Genomic DNA, 20,735 nt, shown 5'->3' with positions numbered 1-20,735 from the left:
GGTCGGTGCGGCGGCGGTCGGTGCGGCGGCGGTCGTGTCGGTGCTGTTCGGATCTGGACTGGCGATCTCGGGCGCTGTCGTCACGACCCGCAACACTAGCTGGCAGGCCCGCCTCTCCGCGTCTCAGGCCGGTCGTAAGTGCCTCGGGAGTTTCGTACCGGACCGGAGGTCGGGGACGGGGGCGAGTTTGGGCGTAGCCGGTGAGTTACCCGGCCCGTGCGAGATCAGTTGTCGCCTTGGGGATGCCCAGAACAGTTGTCACCTCGGCGGACTCCGCGGTCAAGGGCTCGGGCGAGTTCTCGGCGTGCCCGAGCCCTTGTTCTCGCGAGATCAGTTGGTGTCGTGGCAGGCCTCGTGAGTCAGCCGAGGAGCTCCTTTGCCATTTCCCGCATTTCGGCCTTGCGGATCTTGCCTGTCACCGTCATGGGGAATTCGTCGACGAGGTGGACGTAGCGGGGGATCTTGAAGTGGGCGAGTTTGCCGGTGCAGAAGGCACGCAGGGCTGCGGCGTCGAGGGGAGTTGCGCCCTCGCGCATGCGAATCCAGGCCATCAGTTCCTCGCCGTACTTCTCGTCGGGGACGCCGATCACCTGCGCGTCCAGGATGTCGGGGTGGGTGTAGAGGAACTCCTCGATCTCGCGGGGATAGATGTTCTCGCCGCCGCGAATGACCATGTCCTTGATTCGTCCCGTCACGGCGATGTAGCCGTCGGCATCCATGACGCCGAGGTCGCCGGTATGCATCCAGCGAGCCGCGTCGATGGCTTCGGCGGTCTTCTCCGGCTGGTCCCAGTAGCCGAGCATCACCGAGTAGCCGCGGGTGCACAGCTCGCCGGGCTCACCGCGCGGAACGGTCAGCCCCGTTGCCGGATCGACGATCTTGACCTCGAGGTGCGGGCCGACGCGGCCGACCGTCGCGGTCCTGCGGTCCAAGTCGTCGTCGCGGCGGGTCTGGGTGGACACCGGTGACGTCTCCGTCATGCCGTAACAGATGCACACCTCGTGCATGCCGAGCCGGTCGATGACCCGCTTCATCACCTCGACCGGGCACGGCGAACCCGCCATGATCCCGGTGCGCAGGCTGGACAGATCCGATGTCGCTCCGGTCTTTTCGAGCGTGGCATCCAGTTCGGCCAGCACGGCGATGAACATCGTCGGCACGCCGTACAGGGAGGTGCACCGCTCCCTCTCGACAGCGGCGAGAGTGGCGGCCGGCTCGAACGACGGCGCCGGAATCACCACCGCCGCACCGTGACTGGTGGCGGCCAGATTGCCCATCACCATGCCGAAGCAGTGATAGAAGGGAACCGGCACGCAGATCCGGTCCTGCTCGGTGTACCCGCACAGCTCACCGACGAAATACCCGTTGTTCAGGATGTTGTGGTGGCTGAGCGTGGCGCCCTTCGGGAAACCCGTTGTGCCCGAGGTGTACTGGATGTTGATCGGATCGTCGGCCGAGAGCGTCGGTGCGATGGCGTCGAGCCGCTCACCGTCGACCGCCGCGCCCGCCACCGCGGCCCACGCCGAGTCGCCGATGATCAAAACCTGCTCGAGGTCGGGGCATTCGGGCCGCACCTCCTCGATCATCTCGACATAGTTCGAGGTCTTGAACTCCGGCGCGGCGATCAGCACCCGAACCCCGGCCTGGCGCAACACATACCCGAGCTCGCTGGTGCGGTAGGCCGGATTGATGTTGACCAGGATCGCTCCCAGCTTGGCGGTGGCGTACTGCACGAGGAACCACTCCGCGCAGTTCGGCGCCCAGATGCCGACGCGCTCGCCCTTGCCGAGACCCCCGGCGGCGAGCCCGGACGCGAGCGCGTCGACGGCCGCGACCAGCTCGCGATAGGTCCAGCGGCGCCCGGTCGGCAAGTCCACCAACGCTTCCCGGTCCGGATGCGCCGCCGCCGTCCGATCCAGATCGGCGCCGATGGTATCGCCGAGCAGCGGCACGTCCGAGGTGCCCGAGGCATAGCTCGGCAGCGCGGGGGTCATCGCGCACCTCCCTGCTGCCGCAGCACGAAACGCTGCACCTTGCCGCTGGGCGTCTTGGGCAAGCTCGTCACGAAATGCACCCGGCGCGGATAGGCGTGCGCGGCGAACTTCTCCTTGACCAATTGTTGTAGCTCGGCGGCCAACTCTTCGCTGCCCGCGGATTCGTTGCGCAACACCACGAATGCTTCGAGCACCTCGCCGCGCAGCTCGTCCGGCAGACCCACCACCGCGGCCTCCGCCACCTGATCGTGCAGCACGAGCACGCTCTCCACCTCGAACGGGCCGATGCGGTAGCCCGCCATGATGATCACGTCGTCGTCGCGGGCGGAGAAGTGGAAGAAGCCGTCCGCGTCACGGGATCCGGCGTCACCGGTGAGGTACCAGCGACCGTCTGCGGTGTAGCGCTGCGCGGTGCGCTCGGGGGCGTCGAGATAGCCGAGGAACCACAGCAGCGGGCTGTGTTCGGTGTCGATCGCGACCCGGCCCAGTTCGCCCGGCGCGGCCTCGCGGTCGGCGTCGTCGGCGAGCACGGCGCAGGTCCAGCCGGGCAGCTGCCTGCCCATCGACCCGAGCGGGGCTGCGGCGCTGAGCTCGTCGTGCCACGCGTTGCAGACGACCATGCCGTGCTCGGTCTGCCCGTAGTGGTCGCGGACGGCGACACCGAGGTTCTCGGTAGACCACGCGACGACCTCGGGGGTGAGCGGTTCACCCGCGGAGGAGGCGCGGCGCAGCGCGAAATCCGGTGGCGGCGAGATGTCGTCGGCGCGTAGAGCCCGGTACACGGTGGGCGCGGCGGCGAAATTGGTGACCCCGAACCGCTCCAGCACGTGCCAGGTGAGCGGTGCGGAGAATCCGGCGTGCAGCAGCAGGCTGCGGGTTCCGGAGGCGAGCGGGCTCAGGATCGCGTAGTACAGCCCGTAGGCCCAGCCGGGATCGGCGGCGTTCCAGTAGACGTCGTCGGGGCGGACGTCCAGCGCGAACTCCTGATACGCGTGGAAGGGGGCCAGCGCGCGCACCGGGATCGGCACGCCCTTCGGTGTCCCGGTGGTGCCGCTGGTGAACAGCTGGACCAGCAGTCCGTCACCGCCGACCGAGACCGCCGCCCCGCGCGGGTCGTCGGCGGCGTACGCGTCGAGCAGGTCGGCGAAGCGCAGCGTGTCCCGACCGACCTCCGCCGGCGCGCCCGCGACGATCAGCCGCCACGGCGCGTCGGCCGGAATGTCGTCGCCGGGAGCGAGCTTCGCGGCCTGATCGGCGTCCGCGACGACGAGCACGGCCCGGCTGGCCGCCAGCCGGAAGGCGATGGCGGGCGGCGCGAACGCGGTGAACAGCGGCACGTGCACCGCGCCGCGGCGCCAGATGCCGAGCAGCGCCACGATCAGATCCGCGGACTTGCCCATCAGGGTGGCGACGCGATCGCCCCGGCCGACGCCGAGACCGGCCAGCGCCGCGGCGAACCGCGCCGAACGCTCTCGCAGTTCGCCGTAGGTGAGGTCGGTGGCGCGCAGATCCGCCTCGACCACCGTGAACGCGACCCGGTCGGCGGGATGCCGGTCGCACAGTAGTTCCGCCGCGCACGCCTCCGGTCCGTCGTAACTCTCCAGTAGTTCGCGTACCCGCGATTCCAGGTCCGTACTCATCTCGCCTCTCCTCATCGGTGATCCACGCCACCCTCGTGTCCAATAGGATGTGGGTCACATCACGTTCGTCACTACCCCCGAAAAGGGGTGAGTCGTTTGACCACCACTTCGCTGCTACGCCCCCGTGACGCGGACGCGCTGCGCGCCGAGATTCGCTGGGTGGCGCACCGGGCGGGCGTCCCTGTCGTATTCGGTGGCGAGGTGCACGAGGATGCGTTGCTGCTCACCGAGTTCGTCGGCACGATGACCAACGGTCTGCGCGGGCTGACCGTGCTCCGCAGATCCGGCCTCGGCGGCCAGGTGATGGACATGCGCAGGCCCGCGTCGGTGGCGGACTACCGCAACGCCGCCTCCATCACCCACCACTACGACGCTCCGGTCTCGGGCGAGGGCATCCGCGCGGTGCTCGCGGTGCCGGTGGTGGTGGACGACCGCTCGCGCGCGGTGCTCTACGCCGCGACCCGCGGGGCCAGCCCGCTCGGCGATCGCGCCGCCGACCTGATGGTGCAGGCGGGCAAGCGGCTGGCCACCGAGATCGCGATCCGCGACGAGGTGGATCGGCGGCTGCGCCTGCTGGAGGCGTCGGCCACCACGCCCGACACCGCACCCGCGGTCGCGGAGGAGCTGCGCGACATCGGCGCCGAGCTGCGCGGCCTGGCCCGCACGGCAGGCGACGAACGAATGCGGGCGCGGCTGCACGGAATCTGCGACCGCATCGGCCGGGTCCTCACCGGCGAACCCGTCCCCGACGCACCGCGCCTGTCCCGCCGGGAACTGGACGTGCTCGCAGAGATCGCGCTCGGCTGCACCAATCAGGAGGCAGCGCAGCGCCTTTCGCTCGGCGCGGAAACGGTGAAGAGCTACCTGCGCAACGCCATGACCAAACTGGACGCGCACACCCGCCACGAAGCCGTGGTGACGGCGCGGCGGCTCGGCCTGCTCCCCTGATCACCGTGCATTTCGGGTCGGCCGGACGAATTCGCCCGGCCGCCAACGGAATGCGGAGCGCCGCGATGACCTCCCGCGTCGGCGCGGGAATGTGGTCGGCCCTACACTCCCTTGCGTGACAGAGCCTTTCCGTATCGCGGGATTGTCCCTGGACTGCGCCGACCCCGATGCGCTCGCGCGGTTCTACCTCGATCTGCTCGGCGGGCACATGCTGTGGAACAAAGACCGCAGCGCGGCGATCCGCATTCCGTCCGGGCTAGCGGTCATCGCGCAGCGGATCGCCGACTACGAGCCGCCGGTGTGGCCCGGCAGCGCGATCGTGCACCTGGACCTGTCGGCCGACGACGACCTCGATGCGTGCGAGCAGCGTGCCATAGCCCTGGGCGCCGTGCCCGCGCCGACTCAGCCCGGCGACCGGTGGAGGGTGTTGCTCGACCCGGCGGGTCACCCGTTCTGCATCACGACGGCGCAGTTGCCCGACTAGCCCGTTATCGACCCACGAAAATTACTCTGCCGGAATGCTATTCGGCACTCGCCGCAGCATGCCCTGGAGAGGTTCGCAGGGACGATCGCGGCATCGGCGCCGACCTTCGCGTGATCGCCGCACGATGCCGCCGTCCGATGTCACGCGCGCGATGCGAGCCGACGACGTTCGGCGGCAACGGCGCACGCGGTCGCCGCATGGGGTCGTCCGCCGGGTTCCGCGGTGCGAAGACACGCGGCGGACGAAAGACCCTGTGGGCGTTGTCTCAATCCGGCGGCAGCAGGTCCGGTCGGCGTTCACGGGTGCGAGCGACGGACTGTTCGCGGCGCCAGGCGGCGACCTTCGCGTGGTCGCCGGAGAGCAGGATCGGTGGCACGTCCAGACCGCGCCAGCTGACGGGGCGGGTGTAGGAGGGTCCTTCGAGCAGCCCGTCGGAGAACGAATCCTCTTGGTGGGACTGCTGATTGCCCAGCACGCCGGGCAGCAGCCGCACCACGGCCTCGGTCATGACCAGCACCGCAGCCTCACCGCCGATGAGGACGTAGTCGCCGATGCTCACCTCTTCGACGCGCACCCGGCGCGCGGCGTCGTCGAAGACGCGCTGGTCGATGCCCTCGTAGCGGCCGCAGGCGAACACCAGATGCCGCTCGGCGGCCCAGCGCTGCGCGGTGGCCTGGGTGAACGGCACGCCCGCGGGCGTGGGCACCACGAGCAGCGCGTCGGCGGGACACACCTCGTCCAGCGCGTCGCCCCACACGGTCGGCTTCATGACCATGCCGGGGCCGCCGCCGTACGGCGAATCGTCGACCGACTTGTGCACGTCGTGGGTCCAGCGCCGCAGGTCGTGCACGTCGACGGAGATCAGTCCCTTGTCGATGGCCTTGCCGAGCAGCGCCGTCCGCAGCGGTTCCAGATACTCCGGAAAGATCGTGATGACGTCGAGCCTCATCCCAGCCCCTTCGTTCCACCGAGTTGTCCGCGCCCGGTCGCGACAGCGCGTGGTGTGCCCATCACTCGGGATCGAGCAGGCCCTCGGGCGGATCGATGACCACCAGCCGGTCGGCAATCGACACCGAGGGCACGATCGCGGTGACGAACGGGATCAGGATCTCCCGCCCGTCGTCGGCGGCGCGCACCGAAAGCAGTTCTCCCGCGGCCGAATGCAGCACCTCGGTGACCGTTCCGACGACGGCGCCGTCGGTGAGCTGGACGGTGAGGCCCTCCAGCTCGTGGTCGTAGAACTCGTCCGGATCGTCCGAGGGCGGCAGATCTTCGCTGTCCACCAGGAACAGCGTCCCGCGCAGCGCGTCGGCGGCGGTGCGGTCGGCGATCCCGGCGAGAAACACGAGGAGCCGGCCCGAGTGCTCGCGGGCCGACTCCACGGTGAAGTCGCGAACCTCCGTCGAGCGCGGCAGGCGGCCACGCAAGGTGGCGCCCACCGCGAAACGCTCTTCGGGTTCGTCGGTGCGGATCTCGACGACGAGTTCGCCGCGCACGCCGTGCGACTTGGCGACACGCCCTACGACGAGTTCCATCTACTGATCGGTGTCGACCACGTCGACCCGGATGCCACGGCCGCCGATGCCTGCGACGAGGGTGCGCAGCGCGGTCGCGGTGCGTCCGCCACGGCCGATCACCTTGCCCAGGTCCTCGGGGTGGACGTGCACCTCGACGGTGCGCCCGCGGCGGCCGGTGATCAGCTCGACGCGGACGTCATCGGGATTGGCGACGATGCCGCGCACCAGGTGCTCGACGGCATCAGCCACGACCGCGCTCACGACTCCACCTCGCTAGCGCTCGGCTCCGTCGCGAGCGCGGTGCGCGCTGTGTCGATGGTTCGCTCGCTGCGCTCGCTCACGATTACTCGGCAGCCTCGGTGGCGGCTTCGGCCTCGGCCTCGTCCTTCTTGGCCTTCTTCTTCGGGGTGACGGCCTCGGCGACCGGCTCGTTCTCGGCGGCGGCCAGCGCGGCGTTGAACAGGTCCAGCTTGGACGGCTTGGCCGGCTTCACCTTCAGCGTGCCTTCGGTGCCCGGCAGGCCCTTGAACTTCTGCCAGTCACCGGTGATCTCCAGGAGGCGCTGCACCGGCTCGGTCGGCTGCGCGCCGACACCCAGCCAGTACTGCACGCGCTCCGAGTCGATCTCGATCAGCGACGGCTCTTCCTTCGGGTGGTACTTGCCGATGGACTCGATGGCCCGGCCGTCACGACGGGTGCGGGCGTCCGCGACGACGACGCGGTACTGCGGGTTGCGGATCTTGCCCATGCGGGTGAGCTTGATGCGAACAGCCATGCTGATCTGCCTCTTTCAGATAGTTGGTCACGGCGCAATTCAGCGACTCGCACGGTCTGCGAGCCCGGTTTTGCGCTTGAAGTGTGTGACCGCCGCGCGGTACGTAACCGGAGACGGGCTGACACTGTCCGGAAGGACGGTGGTCCATTCTGCCAGACCGGGCCGCCCCGCCCGAAATCGCCTCTCGACCTCGGTGACGCGACCGTACCGCTGATCAGGCGGGGCGATAGCGCAGCAGCACCACACCGGAACGGAACGGCTTGCTCTCGACCAGTCGCAGTGCCGGAATCTTCGCGCCCTCGGCGAAGAGCCGGGCGCCGCGGCCGAGCACCACGGGATAGACGAACAACCGGTACTCGTCGACGAGACCGGCGTCGATCAGCTGGTGCACCAGGTCGATGCTTCCAGTGCTGACGATGTCCTTCCCCGGCCGTTCCTTGAGCGCGCGCACCTCGTCGAGGCCGCGCAGCACGGTCGAGTTCTGCCATCCCGGGTCGCCCATCGAGCGCGACACCACGTATTTCGCCATCGTGTTCAGGTCGTCGGTGATGCCGGTCCGATCGTCGGTCTGCTCCGGCCAGTACCCGCGCATGTCCTCGAAGGTGACACGCCCGAACAGCACCGCGTCGCAGGCCGCGGTGTGGGCCATCAGCTCGGCCAGGATGTCGGATCGATCGTCCACCGCATCGTTGCCGACCGTGAACCACCCCTCCGTCGCATCGATCACCCCATCCACCGTGATGTTCTCCGTCACCACCAGATCCCGCATCCGCCGACCTCCCTAGTGCGAAAAGCCCTTCTCGACTACCGACGACGCCCCGGCCTCCGATTCATCGGCCAGCGCGCGAATCGGCTGGATCGTGGTCAGCGGTGGCCGGTGACGGGGCCCGCGGAGCGGTGGACGCGGCCGCGCAGGACGACGTATTCGGGGGTGCCGAGGGTCGCGGGTTCGGTGCGCGGGTCGTCGCGGTAGACGACGAAGTCGGCGGGGGCGCCGTGTTCGATGCCCGGGCGGTCGAGCCAGGTGCGCGCGTTCCACGAGGCGGCGCCGAGCGCGTCGTGCGAGGACAGGCCCGCGCCGGTGAGGGCGATGATCTCGTCGGCGATGCGGCCGTGCCGGATGGAACCGCCCGCGTCGGTGCCCGTGTAGAGGGGCACGCCCGCGTCGTACGCGTCGGCGACGGTGCGGCGCACGCGGCGGTGCAGGTCGCGCATGTGGGCGGCGTAGACAGGGAATTTGCCCGCACCGTCGGCGATGGACGGGAAGGTGTCGATGTTGATCAGGGTGGGGACCAGCGCGGTGCCGTGTTCGACCATCATCTCGATGGTCTCGTCGGTGAGCCCGGTGCCGTGTTCGAGGCAATCGATGCCCGCGTCGATCAGGCCGGGCAGGGCGTCCTCGCCGAACACGTGCGCGGTGACCCGGGCGCCGTTGGTGTGCGCGGCGTCGATGGCCTCCTTCAGGACGGCGTCGCTCCACAGCGGACGCAGGTCGCCGACAGAGCGGTCGATCCAATCGCCGACGATCTTCACCCAGCCGTCCCCGAGCCGCGCCTGCTCGGCCACGATCTCCGGAAGGTCGCGCTCGTCGTCGAGTTCGATGCCGAGCTCGCGGATGTAGCGCTTGGGCCGCGCGATGTGCCTGCCCGCCCGGATGATCTTCGGCAGCTCGTCGTGCTCGTCGACGAAGCGGGTATCGATCGGCGACCCGGCGTCGCGGAGCAGCAGCGCACCGGCGTCGCGTTCGGTCACCGCCTGGGCGATCGCGCCTTCGCGGTCCTCGTGGCCACCGCCGTAGCGGATACCGACATGGCAGTGCGCGTCCACCAGGCCGGGCACGATCCACCCTGTGTCACACAGGGTTTCGGCGCCGGACACCGGCTCGAAGGACACCAGCCCGTCGTGCACCCAGAGATCGCGCACCTCGTCGTCCGGCAGAACCACCCCGCGTAGATGCACAGCGACCTCCTGGACCTGCTCGGCTGGTCTCCCAACCTACCTTCGAGCCGTCGCCCGTCGAGAGCGCGTACGCCTACTTCTTGGGGAACTTGAGCTTGGACAGGTCGAAACCGTCGAGGCCAGGCGGCAATTCGTTGAGCCCGGCGGGCATGTTCGACAGGTCGGGCATGCCCGCGGGCATTCCCGGCATCCCCGGCATGGGCATGCCGGGCAGACCGCCGCGCACCTTCGGCGGGGTCGGGCCGCGTCCGCCCTTCTTGCCTTTCTTGCCCTTCTTGCTGCCGCCGCGCCGCGCGCCGGGCAGGCCCATCTGGCGGCCCATCATGGCCATCATCTTCTTGGCCTCGAAGAAGCGGTCGACGAGCTGGTTGACCTCGGAGACCGCGACGCCGGAGCCGTTGGCGATGCGCAGTCGGCGGGAGGCGTTGATGATCTTCGGGTTGTCCCGCTCGGCCGGGGTCATGCCGCGGATGATGGCCTGCACCCGGTCCAGCTGCTTGTCGTCGACCTGGGCGAGCACGTCTTTCATCTGGCCCGCGCCGGGCAGCATGCCGAGCAGGTTGCCGATCGGGCCCATCTTGCGGATCGCCAGCATCTGCTCGAGGAAGTCCTCGAGGGTGAGCTCGCCGCTGCCGATCTTGCGCGCGGCCTCCTCGGCCTGCTGCGCGTCGTAGACCTGCTCGGCCTGCTCGATCAGGGTGAGCACGTCGCCCATGCCGAGGATGCGGCTGGCCATGCGGTCGGGGTGGAAGACGTCGAAGTCCTCCAGCTTCTCGCCGCTGGAGGCGAACATGATCGGCTCGCCGGTGACGTTGCGGACCGAAAGGGCCGCGCCACCACGCGCGTCGCCGTCGAGCTTGGTGAGCACGACGCCGGTGAACCCGACGCCGTCGCGGAACGCCTCGGCCGTGTTGACGGCGTCCTGACCGATCATGGCGTCGAGCACGAACAGCGTCTCGTCCGGCTGCACCGCGTCGCGGATGCCCGCGGCCTGGCGCATCAGCTCCTGATCGATGCCGAGGCGACCGGCGGTGTCGACGATGACCACGTCGTACTGCTTGACGCGCGCCTCCTCGACACCGGCGCGCGCGACCTCGATCGGGTCGGCGGCGGAGATGCCGAGCGGGTTGTCGCCACCGCCGACGGAGGTGCCGGGATGCGGGGCGAACACCGGCGCGCCCGCGCGCTCGCCGACCACCTGCAGCTGGGTGACGGCGCCGGGGCGCTGCAGGTCACAGGCCACCAGCAGCGGCTGATGTCCTTGTCCCTTCAGCCATTTCGCGAGCTTGCCGGCCAGCGTGGTCTTACCGGAGCCCTGCAGACCGGCGAGCATGATCACCGTCGGCGGGTTCTTGGCCAGGTTCAGCCGCCTGGTCTCGCCGCCGAGGATGCCGATCAGTTCCTCGTTGACGATCTTGACGACCTGCTGGGCCGGATTCAGCGCCCCGGAGACCTCGGCGCCCTTGGCGCGCTCCTTGATCTTGGCGATGAAACCGCGCACCACGGGCAGCGCGACGTCGGCCTCGAGCAGCGCCAAGCGGATCTCACGGCACGTGGCGTCGATGTCGGCCGGTGACAGACGCCCCTTACCACGCAGATCCTTGAGGGCACCGGTAAGCCGGTCGGACAGGGATTCGAACACCGATCGCGCTCCTGATCTCGAGTGACGTCAACTTCCTCCCAGCGTAATGGGATCGCCTGCGTGTTCGCGCAGGCGGTGCGTCCTTCGAGCGGAGCGCGGTATTTATTCGAGTGCGCGACGGCGTGGTTTGGAAGTCTTGCGGTAGTCGTGGTTCTCCAGCCGGACCATGTACGCGGCCTCCCGGCCGGTCAGTCCGAGCTCGAGCGCCAGATCGTCGAGCATCGCCCAGTCCGCGCCCTCCGGCGCGTCGGGCGTGGTGGAAACCGTGGAGGCGATGGTCATCGCGGTCACGGCCTGCCGTCCGGTCAAGGTCCGGCCGGGCAACCAGGAAACGACCCATCGATCTCCGCCGACACACCGCGCCATGTGCGTGGTCTCGTCGCTCGTCATCATCGAAGCCGAAACAACCTCAATTGCCACCGACCTGCTCCCCTCGTGCTCGCGATAGCCAGACGCTCTGATAGTAGGGTGCGTCACGGCGCACGGAGCGAAGATCCAGCAAATCGCGTGCAACGCCGTCGTCCGCGCCGAGGCACGGCCCGTCGCGGCTCAGGAAACGTTGTCGGGAAGCGCCGGGTCCGGCGTCTTCGGCGCGGGTCGCGGCACCACGTCCAGCACCGCCTTCTCGATCGCGCCGCGGCGCTGCGGCGCGTCTTCGCCGCCCAGCTCGAGGCAGAACGAGTCGACCACGGCCGAACCCATGGTGACCACCTTCGCCCAGCGCACGTTCGCTCCGCAGCCCGCGAACGCCGCGGCCAACCGGCTCAGCAGCCCCACGCGATCCTCGGCGCGCAGCTCCAGGATCACCTGGCCCGGCGTCGAGGTCGACGACCAGATCATCCGCGGCTGGGCCTGGGCGTACGGGCTCGGGCCCACTCCGCTCGCCTCGCGTTCGCGCTTGGCGAGCAGCGCGGGCAGATCGAGGTCCCCGGCGATGGCCCTGATCAGTTCCTGGCGCAGCAAACCCGCGTCCGGCGGGTCGCCGAACTTGGGCGAGACCACGAAGGTGTTGACGGCCGACGCTCCCTCGCCGCCGAGCGCGGCGGAGAGCACCCGCAGCGAATGCAGCGCGAGCACGCCCGCGGCGTCGGAGAGCAAACCGGGCGTGTCCGGCGCGATCACCGTCACCACATAGGTGTACTTGCCCTCGCCTGGCTTCAGGTCGACGTGAACGCCGCCCGCCGCCGCCTTGGCCAGCAACTCCGGCGCGATGGGCTCGGGGGTCGGCAGTTCGAAGCCCGCCATGACCGTGCGGCAGCGCCGCACCAGATCGCCGATGAGCGAGGCCTTCCAGTCGCCCCAGACGCCGGGGCCGGTGGCCAGCGAGTCGGCCTCGGCCAGCGTGTGCAGCAGTTCCAGCAGCTGCACGTCGCCGTCGAGCGCGTCGACGACGAGCTGCACCGTGTCCGGGTCCGCGAGGTCGCGGCGGGTCGCGGTCTCCGGGAGCAGCAGGTGGTGGCGGACCACGGCGCTGAGCGTGCGCACGTCGGAGGGCCACAGCCCGAGCCTGCGGCCGATGTGGGTGGCCAGCTCGGCGCCGACCACGCTGTGATCGCCGGCGCGGCCCTTGCCGATGTCGTGCAGCAGCGCGCCGAGCAGGAGCAGGTCGGGGCGGGCCACCCGCGTGCTGAGCGCGCTCGCGTACGCGACGCTCTCCATCAGATGACGGTCGACGGTCCAGGTGTGCAAGGCGTCGCGCGGCGGCAGATCACGCACCGCGCCCCATTCCGGCAGCAGCCTGCCCCACAGCCCGGTGCGATCCAGCGCCTCGATCGCGTCGATGGTGCCGCGCCCGGCGCCGAGCAACACGAGCAGATCGTTGAGCGCGTCCTTCGGCCACGGCTCGCGCAGCTCGGGCGCGTCCTCGGAGAGGCGGTTCAGCGTAGTGGCCGACATCGGCAGCCCGGTCTGCGCCGATGCGGCGGCAACCCGCAGGATGAGCCCCGGATCGCGTTGCGGCCGCGCGTCTCTGGCCAGCACCACCTCGCCCGCGTGTTCGACCACCCCCTCATCGAGTGGTCGTCGCACGGGCATGCGGCGCAGTCGAGCGAGGCCGCGGCGCGGCAGCGCGTTGGCGGCCGTGCGCAGCCCGACGTCGACGGAGTAGCTGACCGTCCGCGCCGAATCGCTCAGCGTGCGAGCGAGATCGAACCGATCGCCGATGCGCAGGGCGGCGCCGATCTCGTCGGCGTCCTGCGCGCGCAGCTGATCGCGGGATCGTCCCGCGACACGGTGCAGCTCGGTGCGAACGTCGAGCAAACGACGCTGCGCTTGTTTCACGCCGCCGCCGGGCACATCAGGACCCAGCCCCGGCATGGCGTCGGTCAGCTGGGCGACGGCCAGCGCGTCCAGCAGTTGGATGTCGCGCAGACCGCCGCGGCCGTTCTTCAGATCGGGCTCGGCGCGATGCGCGATCTCGCCGCTGCGCTGCCAGCGGGCCTGTGCCTGGGCGATCAGCTCGTCGAAGCGGTTGCGGATTCCGGTGCGCCACTCGCGGCGCACCCCGCCGATCAGCAGGTTGCTCAACTCCACGTCGCCGACGATGTGCCGGGCCTCGAGCATGCCGAGGGCCGCGATCAGGTCGTCGTTGGCGACCCGCAGCGCTTGGGGGACGGTCCGCACGCTGTGGTCGAGTTTGATGTGGGCGTCCCAGAGCGGATACCAGAGCTGGTCGGCGACCTCGGCCACCCTGGCCGGATCGACGTCGTCGTGCAACAACACCAGATCCAGATCCGAGTAGGGCAGCATCTCCCTGCGCCCGAGCCCGCCGACCGCCACCACCGCGAGACCGCTGTCGGCGGTGATACCCAGCTCGGCGCCCTTGCTGGTGAGCCACAGTTCGAAGAGGTCGACCAGCGCCGACCGGAGGGACTCGGCGTCCAATCGCGGATTGCGCGGCATGCCGCCGTCGAGCAGCTGATCTCGCGCGGCGACCAGATCGGCCGCCCCGTTGGAGACCCGTTCGCCGTTGTCCTGCTTGCCGTTTCCGCTACTGCTGCCCACAACCCACCGCCCAATTCAATGCGTGCGGCCCCGCCCCTACCGGTCTCCGGTGGGAGCGGGGCCGCCGCTCGTTGTCCCGTATCGCATGCGCGCCGCTCACGGGCCCTTCGTGGTCACGCTGCGCTACCGCCTCCGGGCCCGATGCTCACGCCGCGGTTACAGCGCGTCGGTACCGCGTTCGCCGGTCCGCACGCGGATGATCGACTCCACCGGAGTGACCCAGACCTTGCCGTCACCGATCTTGCCGGTGCGCGAGGCCTCGACGATCACCTCGACGACCTTGTCGACCGACGCGTCGTCCACGACGACCTCGACGCGCACCTTCGGCACGAAGTCCACCGAGTACTCGGCGCCGCGGTAGACCTCGGTGTGGCCCTTCTGCCGCCCGTAACCCTGCACCTCGCTGACGGTCATGCCGAGCACGCCAGCCTGCTCGAGCCCGGACTTGACGTCCTCGAGCGTGAACGGTTTGACGATTGCGGTGATCAGTTTCATGTCGTCATGCCTCCTTGACGAGCGAGCGTGCCGTGCCACCCACAGCAGCGAAATCGTATGCGGTTTCCGCGTGCTCGGACTCGTCCAGGCCCACCGACTCGCCCTCGTCCGTCGCGCGCAGACCGATCGTGAACTTCACGATGTAAGCGATCACCGCCGTCGCGACCAGGGAGTACGCAAGCACGGTGAACGCACCGACAGCCTGCAGCTTCAACTGCTCGATCCCACCACCGTAGAACAAGCCTTCGACCGCCGCCGGAGCTTCGGGCGCGGCGACCAGGCCCACCATCAGGGTGCCGACGAGACCGCCGACCAGGTGCACGCCGACCACGTCGAGCGAGTCGTCGAAGCCGAACTTGAACTTCAGGCCGACCGCGAGGGCGCACAGCGCACCCGCGACCACGCCGATGGCCAGCGCGCCGACGACGTTCACCGAGGAACAGGCCGGGGTGATGGCCACCAGACCGGCGACGATGCCCGAGGCCGCACCCAGCGAGGTGGGGTGGCCGTCGCGGATCTTCTCCACCAGGAGCCAGGCCAGCATGGCGGCGGCGGTGGCGATGGTGGTGGTCAGGAAGGTCGCGCCCGCGATGCCGTTGGAGCCGACCGCCGAACCGGCGTTGAAGCCGTACCAGCCGAACCACAGCAGACCGGCGCCGAGCATGACGAACGGCAGGTTGTGCGGGCGGAACGGCGTGCCCGGCCAGCCCTTGCGCTTGCCGAGCACGATCGCGAGCACCAGACCGGCGGCGCCGGCGTTGATGTGGACCGCGGTACCACCGGCGAAGTCGATGGCCTTCAGGTTGTTGGCGATCCAGCCGCCCTCTTCACCGGTGTAGCCATCGAAGGCGAAGACCCAGTGCGCGACCGGGAAGTACACGACGGTGACCCAGATACCGGCGAACGCCAGCCAGGAGCCGAACTTCAAGCGGTCGGCGACCGCGCCCGAGATGAGTGCGACGGTGATGATCGCGAACATGAGCTGGAACGCGACGAACACCGACAGCGGAATGGTTCCGTTCAGGGGAACCGCGGCCGGGGCCGCCGGGTCGGTGGAGGCAAGGTAGCTACCGCCGAAAACGCTCTTCAGGCCGAAATACTGTCCCGGGTCACCGATGAGGTTCGCTTTGTCCTCACCGAAGGTCATGGAGAAGCCGTACAGCGACCACAGGATCGTTACCAGTCCCATGGCGCTGATGCTCATCATGATCATGTTCAGCACGTTCTTGCTGCGGACCATGCCGCCGTAGAAGAACGCGAGTCCGGGTGTCATCAGAAGCACGAGTGCTGAACTCGCCAGCATCCATGCGGTGTCACCGGCGTCCGGCGCGCCGATTACGGGAAATGCCACCTTAATGTCCTCCTCATCTCGGGCCCAGCCGCCTTCGGCAAATGGACCTGCACAGAAGGGTCGCCATTCGGTGTTTCATCCGTTGAGCTGTCGTGTTGCGCCTGCGTGAACGGATAGCGCCGTTGTGTTGCTACCACGTTTCGTGGTGTACACCACACGTTTCCCGCCTGGTGTGAGGTTTGTGTCGGCGCACCGCGGCGACCGGTTACCTGCGAGTAGGACACCGCAAACTTTCCGTTCACCGACCTGCGCGGCGGAACTCTCGAGATCGATGGCGGAATGCTCGAGAGAAAGGGCGTGAAAGCGGCCTGAAAGCGGCCTCGGACCTCGATCGTCCGCTATCGATGCGCAAACGTCGGACGGCCGAGCGGTGTCCGCTCGACCGTCCGACGTGATGCCGAGCCCGGGCTCAGCCGAGGAGCGCGTCCACGAAGGCGCCGGGCTCGAACGGCGCCAGATCGTCCGCGCCTTCGCCGAGACCGACCAGTTTCACCGGCACGCCGAGCTCGTGCTGCACCTGGAAGACGATGCCGCCCTTGGCGGTCCCGTCCAGCTTGGTCAGCACCACGCCGCTGATGTCGACGACCTCGGCGAACACCCGCGCCTGCATCAGGCCGTTCTGCCCGACGGTGGCGTCCAGCACCAGCAGGACCTCGTCGACCTCGGCCTTCTTCTCCACGACGCGCTTGACCTTGCCGAGCTCGTCCATCAGGCCGGTCTTGGTGTGCAGGCGGCCCGCGGTGTCGACGAGCACCACGTCGACACCGCGCTCGATGCCCGCGCTGACCGCGTCGAACGCGACCGCGGCCGGGTCGGCGCCCTCCTTGCCGCGCACCGTCTCCGCGCCGACCCGCTCGCCCCAGGTCTGCAACTGGTCGGCGGCCGCGGCACGGAAGGTGTCGGCCGCGCCGAGCAGCACCCGGCGGCCGTCGGCGACCAGGACCCTGGCCAGCTTGCCGGTGGTGGTGGTCTTCCCGGTGCCGTTGACGCCGACGACCAGCAAAATCGACGGATGGTCGGCGTGCGGCAGCGCGCGGATGGAACGGTCCAGCTCGGGACGCAGCGCCTCGACCAGCACGTCGCGCAGCACGGCGCGGGCCTGGTCGGTGGTGCGCACGCTGCGCGCGGCCATCTCCTCGCGCAGGCGGCCGACCACGGCGCTGGTGCTCGCGGTGCCGAGATCGGCGAGGACGAGGGTGTCCTCGATCTCTTCCCAGGAGTCCTCGTCCAGGTCGCCGCCGCCGAGCAGTCCGAGCAAGCTCTTGCCGACCGCGTTCTGCGAACGGGATAGTCGGCCGCGCAGACGGACCAGGCGGCCCGCGGTGGGCTCGATCTCCTCGAGTGCGGGAGCGGTCTCGGCGGCGGCCGCGGTGTCGGGCACGACCGGGGCCGGTCCGACGGTCGTCTCGGGCTCGGCGACCGCCGTGTCGGACGGTGCGGGCGGCTCGACCGAAGTCGCCGGCTCGTCGACGGGGAGCTGCTCGGCCGGGGCCTGGTCGGTCGCTTGCGTATCGGCGAGGGTCTCCGGATCGGCGGGAGCCTGCGATTCCGGAGCGGCCTGCGTCGCGGCGGACGTGCCGTCCTGCGCCGATTCGACCGGCTCGGCCGTCGGTCCCTCGGGTTCCGCGAGGACGTCGGCGTCCGGCAGCGCCACATCGGTGATGCCGCGCCGCGGGGCGTCGCGCGGGACGGCCGCGTCGTCACCGACGTGCGGTTGCCCCTCGGTGTCGGTCCGTTCCAGGTTCGGTTGCGGGCTCGGTTCCGGGCGTGTCGCGGTCGCCGCGCCGCCCTGACTGAAGTTGAACCCGCCCGCCGCCGTGTAGCCGCCCGACCGATCGGTCAGCTCCTTCTCCGGCGCCTGCGCCGTGATCGAGACGCGGCGGCGCCTGTGCAGCACGAATCCGCCGACGAACGCCACCAGTAGCAGGGCGGCGATCGCGGCTATCAGAATCCAGACTTCGGAACTCACGCCGACCATCCTTGCAGAACGTCGCATCGCCGCTGATAGGCGCGGTCCGCCGACCGCGCCCACGCCGGGCTCGCGCCGACGCGCCATGTGAGTCCGATCACCGGCGCGACCATCCCATGACACGCGCGGCCCGAGACGGTCCCGCCACGGTCCGCACACGGCGGGAGCGAAGGCGGCGGCACGCGACCGGCGCGGTCGCACCCGGTCCTCCGGACACCCGCACCCGGCCGGAGCAGCGGCGCAACCGCGCCTTATCACGCCACGCGCGAGACCGAGACACAGCCCCCGAGATTTCTTGTCCTGCGGAACTTCTCGCGAACTGACAATAGGATCGGCGACGTGACCGATCGAAACGTGCTTGGGGGGCCGCTGGAAGAGTGCGGCACCGATCCTCTGACCGGTTTCTACCGGGACGGCTGCTGCAGCACCGGGCCGGAGGATCTGGGCAGCCATACCGTGTGCACCGTCGTCACGGCCGAGTTCCTCGAACATCAGGCGTCCATCGGCAACGACCTCAGTACGCCGCGCCCGGAGAACAACTTCCCCGGCCTGCAGCCGGGTGACCGGTGGTGCGTGGTGGCGGTGCGCTGGCTGCACGCCCACGAGGACGGCGTCGCCGCACCCGTGGTGCTCGCGGCCACCCACGAGAACGCCCTGGAAGTGATCTCGATGGACATCCTGCGCAAGTACGCCGTCGACGTCCCCGACGATGTGAGCGATCTGCTGTAGGCCTGCCCGGGGCTATCCCGGTCCTTCCTCGCACCACGCGTCCGATCGCGGCTACCCGTTCCTGATCGATCGGCGGTGAACGGCAACCGCAGCCACCGTCGGCCCGAATGTCTCTCGCGGCCGGGCTGTTTCCGCGCCGAGCCCCGCCTGGTGGGCGCTCGGCAATCCGCGCCGGTATCGCGCCACCGCGTCGATCACGATGCCGGGTGACGCCACCGACATCCTGTGCTTCGACCGCCATCGGTCGTCGCGGACTTCGGCATCGCACGATTCGCGCGGTGCGATGTCGCGGCCAGTTCAGCCCATGGCGCGGGCGGCGGCACGGGAACGGTGCGCCTTCTGACGGCAAGCCGCCGAGCAGTAGCGACGGGGACGACCGGTCCCGGGTGCGGCCAGTGCCGAGCCGCAGACCGGGCAGCGCGAACCCCCGGCAGTTTCGTTATGAGCCTCTGTTTCGTCACGCGAATCCGGGACAGCGCGGAGTTTCGTTACGCTCGTGCCGCCGGGGGTGGCGCGCAGCGCGTCGAGCAGGATCACCGCGGCGCGCGCGAGTTCACTCCCCGCGGGCCTGTTCCGTTGGATGGCAACGCATCCGGTGAAGACGTCGAGCACGTCGGCCAGCACGATGTCGGCGCGGACCGCGCCCTGCCGCTGCGCCGCGAGCAGCAGCGCCTCGAGCGCGCGGTGGAATCGCAGTCCCGCACCGCGCATCAGCGTGCGCGGCCACCCGTCGTCGGACTGCACCACCTCGCACAGCGCCTGGTTACGCGGCGTGGACAACACCACATCCACGCAGAACTCGAAGAACGCCGCGCCCGGATCCCGCGCACCCACCTGCGCGGCGGCGAGCCGGGCCAGCCGGTCCACCCGCTGCTGCATAACCGCTTCCAGCAGATCGGATTTCGTCGGGAAGTGCCGATAGACCGTGCCCGCGCCGACACCGGCTCGGCGCGCGACCTCGGCGAGGGACACCGCGAGTCCGCGCTCGGCGAAAGCCCGCTGCGCGGCGGCGAGCACGAGCGCGCGATTGCGCTGTGCGTCGGCCCGCGCAGCGAGGGTCGAAGGTGCCACGGGGACCGTCATTTCGTTACGCACCTTCCATATATGGCCTGGCCAACCGGGTGGGGTCACCCGTAACGTCCGAAAACGGGTCGACCGACCCGATTCTATCGAGACGATTCACCAGAAGAAGGCGAACATGTCCTCTCAGCACGACCCGATCCTCGTCACCGGCGGCACCGGAAAGCAGGGCGGCGTGACCGCCCGCAGGCTCCTGGCCGACGGCATCCCGGTGCGCGTCCTGGTGCGCGACCCCGACGTGCCCGCCGCGCGAGCGCTGGCCGCGGCAGGCGCCGAACTGGCGATCGGCGACTTCGACGCGCCCGACACCCTGCTCGCCGCGGCGGCCGGAGCCCGCGGCGTATTCGCCGTTCCCCCAGCGACTTACCGCGTCGCGGGCTGGGACGGCGACCTGGAGGCCCGGCGTGGCATCGCGCTGATCGAGGCCGCGCGCACCGCGGGTGTCGACCACGTCGTCTTCACCGGCGTCGGCTCGCTGGGCGACGACATCGCGTGGGGCGCGCACGGCAAACAGCGCATCGAGGAGGCTTTGGTCGCCAGCGGCCTGCGCTACACCGTCCTGCGGCCGGTCCGTTTCATGGAGAACTACCTGCTCCAGGGTTCTCCGGTGGACGGCATCGCGCACGGCGTGCACCGCCATCTGTTCCCCGCCGACCGGCCGCTGCAGATGATCGCGGTCGACGATATCGCGGTCTTCGCCGCGCTGGCCTTCGCAGATCCGGACCGATTCCACGGCCAGATCCTCGAATTGGCAGGCGACGCGGTCACTCCCGTCGCCGCCGCGGCGGCGATCGCTCGCGCCACCGGACATCCGGTGCGGTACGAAGAGGTGAGCGAGGCCGAGGCGGAGGCGATCGGCCCCGAGATCGTCAACGTCTGGCGGGTGACGCGCGAGACCGGCGGTTGGCACGCCGACCTTCCCGCGCTGCGCGAACTCCACCCGGGGCTGTGGACCCTCGACACCTGGCTCGCATCCGGCGGGGCCGACCGGATCGGGGCGCTGCTCGATGCCCAGAAGGCCAGCGCCGCACGCTGATCCGCCGGGCTTCGGCGTCCGGTACGACCGGGATACTCGGACCATCACGCCACACGGGCGAACTCGGCACACGGGCGAACTCGGCACACGGGCGAACTCGGCACACGGGCGAA

Annotated in this window: 19 protein-coding genes; 4 read left to right on the top strand and 15 right to left on the bottom strand. The window is 69.8% G+C overall.

All coding sequences use genetic code 11. From position 1 onward, the window contains the following. Window positions 1-359: 359 nt before the first annotated feature. Window positions 360-1,994 carry an AMP-binding protein gene (locus AC3EO7_RS20135; protein WP_435592066.1) on the bottom strand — a complete coding sequence of 545 codons (1,635 nt, stop codon included), beginning with the start codon at window positions 1,992-1,994 and terminating at the stop codon, window positions 360-362. Further along, window positions 1,991-3,634, bottom strand: coding sequence for an AMP-binding protein (locus AC3EO7_RS20130; protein ID WP_435592065.1), 1,644 nt, complete (start codon window positions 3,632-3,634; stop codon window positions 1,991-1,993). Before AC3EO7_RS20130 ends, AC3EO7_RS20135 begins: the two co-directional genes overlap by 4 nt. Window positions 3,635-3,730: 96 nt before the next feature. Here AC3EO7_RS20130 and AC3EO7_RS20125 point away from each other — a divergent pair, with 96 nt between their 5' ends. Then, window positions 3,731-4,582, top strand: a complete 852-nt coding sequence (locus tag AC3EO7_RS20125) for a helix-turn-helix transcriptional regulator (RefSeq protein ID WP_435592064.1) — start codon at window positions 3,731-3,733, stop codon at window positions 4,580-4,582. A 115-nt stretch (window positions 4,583-4,697) separates the two neighbouring features. After that, window positions 4,698-5,066, top strand: a complete 369-nt coding sequence (locus tag AC3EO7_RS20120) for a VOC family protein (RefSeq protein WP_431969487.1) — start codon at window positions 4,698-4,700, stop codon at window positions 5,064-5,066. Between the two features lie 265 nt (window positions 5,067-5,331). On the opposite strand, the gene trmD is transcribed toward AC3EO7_RS20120, so the two are convergent. The 12 genes from trmD to ftsY all read right to left on the bottom strand — a co-directional run bounded on the left by trmD (window position 5,332) and on the right by ftsY (window position 17,786). Beyond that, a complete protein-coding gene (trmD, locus tag AC3EO7_RS20115) occupies window positions 5,332-6,015 on the bottom strand; it encodes a tRNA (guanosine(37)-N1)-methyltransferase TrmD (RefSeq protein WP_431969488.1) in 684 nt (227 codons plus the stop codon). Window positions 6,016-6,076: 61 nt separating this feature from the next. Continuing rightward, window positions 6,077-6,601, bottom strand: a complete 525-nt coding sequence (gene rimM, locus AC3EO7_RS20110) for a ribosome maturation factor RimM (RefSeq protein WP_435592063.1) — start codon at window positions 6,599-6,601, stop codon at window positions 6,077-6,079. Continuing rightward, window positions 6,602-6,844 carry an RNA-binding protein gene (locus AC3EO7_RS20105; protein ID WP_067782143.1) on the bottom strand — a complete coding sequence of 81 codons (243 nt, stop codon included), beginning with the start codon at window positions 6,842-6,844 and terminating at the stop codon, window positions 6,602-6,604. A gap of 82 nt (window positions 6,845-6,926) precedes the next feature. Continuing rightward, the gene (gene rpsP / locus AC3EO7_RS20100) at window positions 6,927-7,358 is read right to left on the bottom strand and encodes a 30S ribosomal protein S16 (RefSeq protein WP_431969490.1); all 432 of its coding nucleotides are present in this window, start codon (window positions 7,356-7,358) and stop codon (window positions 6,927-6,929) included. Window positions 7,359-7,572: 214 nt separating this feature from the next. After that, window positions 7,573-8,127, bottom strand: coding sequence for a dihydrofolate reductase family protein (locus AC3EO7_RS20095; RefSeq protein WP_435592062.1), 555 nt, complete (start codon window positions 8,125-8,127; stop codon window positions 7,573-7,575). A 95-nt stretch (window positions 8,128-8,222) separates the two neighbouring features. Further along, on the bottom strand, window positions 8,223-9,317 hold the full coding sequence (locus AC3EO7_RS20090; RefSeq protein ID WP_435592061.1) for an amidohydrolase family protein: 1,095 nt from the start codon (window positions 9,315-9,317) through the stop codon (window positions 8,223-8,225). A gap of 73 nt (window positions 9,318-9,390) precedes the next feature. Next, window positions 9,391-10,959 carry a signal recognition particle protein gene (gene ffh / locus AC3EO7_RS20085; protein WP_431969493.1) on the bottom strand — a complete coding sequence of 523 codons (1,569 nt, stop codon included), beginning with the start codon at window positions 10,957-10,959 and terminating at the stop codon, window positions 9,391-9,393. Between the two features lie 102 nt (window positions 10,960-11,061). Next, the gene (locus AC3EO7_RS20080) at window positions 11,062-11,379 is read right to left on the bottom strand and encodes a hypothetical protein (RefSeq protein ID WP_245668712.1); all 318 of its coding nucleotides are present in this window, start codon (window positions 11,377-11,379) and stop codon (window positions 11,062-11,064) included. 129 nt (window positions 11,380-11,508) lie between these two features. Further along, window positions 11,509-13,962 (bottom strand): [protein-PII] uridylyltransferase, encoded by a 2,454-nt coding sequence (locus AC3EO7_RS20075; RefSeq protein WP_435592060.1) that lies wholly within the window; start codon window positions 13,960-13,962, stop codon window positions 11,509-11,511. A 156-nt stretch (window positions 13,963-14,118) separates the two neighbouring features. Further along, window positions 14,119-14,457 (bottom strand): P-II family nitrogen regulator, encoded by a 339-nt coding sequence (locus AC3EO7_RS20070; protein WP_040868325.1) that lies wholly within the window; start codon window positions 14,455-14,457, stop codon window positions 14,119-14,121. Between the two features lie 4 nt (window positions 14,458-14,461). Continuing rightward, window positions 14,462-15,760 carry an ammonium transporter gene (locus tag AC3EO7_RS20065; RefSeq protein ID WP_431969546.1) on the bottom strand — a complete coding sequence of 433 codons (1,299 nt, stop codon included), beginning with the start codon at window positions 15,758-15,760 and terminating at the stop codon, window positions 14,462-14,464. A 457-nt stretch (window positions 15,761-16,217) separates the two neighbouring features. Beyond that, window positions 16,218-17,786, bottom strand: a complete 1,569-nt coding sequence (ftsY, locus tag AC3EO7_RS20060) for a signal recognition particle-docking protein FtsY (RefSeq protein WP_435592059.1) — start codon at window positions 17,784-17,786, stop codon at window positions 16,218-16,220. Window positions 17,787-18,116: 330 nt separating this feature from the next. Here ftsY and AC3EO7_RS20055 point away from each other — a divergent pair, with 330 nt between their 5' ends. Beyond that, on the top strand, window positions 18,117-18,506 hold the full coding sequence (locus AC3EO7_RS20055) for a DUF2237 family protein (protein WP_019048221.1): 390 nt from the start codon (window positions 18,117-18,119) through the stop codon (window positions 18,504-18,506). A gap of 297 nt (window positions 18,507-18,803) precedes the next feature. On the opposite strand, the gene AC3EO7_RS20050 is transcribed toward AC3EO7_RS20055, so the two are convergent. Beyond that, complete coding sequence (locus AC3EO7_RS20050; RefSeq protein ID WP_431969496.1) at window positions 18,804-19,589, bottom strand: TetR/AcrR family transcriptional regulator; 786 nt, start codon at window positions 19,587-19,589, stop codon at window positions 18,804-18,806. A 115-nt stretch (window positions 19,590-19,704) separates the two neighbouring features. Here AC3EO7_RS20050 and AC3EO7_RS20045 point away from each other — a divergent pair, with 115 nt between their 5' ends. Further along, on the top strand, window positions 19,705-20,622 hold the full coding sequence (locus tag AC3EO7_RS20045) for an NmrA family NAD(P)-binding protein (RefSeq protein ID WP_435592058.1): 918 nt from the start codon (window positions 19,705-19,707) through the stop codon (window positions 20,620-20,622). The last annotated feature ends 113 nt before the right edge of the window (window positions 20,623-20,735 follow it).

Source organism: Nocardia sp. bgisy118 (assembly GCF_057708605.1).
This window is presented reverse-complemented; position numbering and strand designations above follow the sequence as displayed.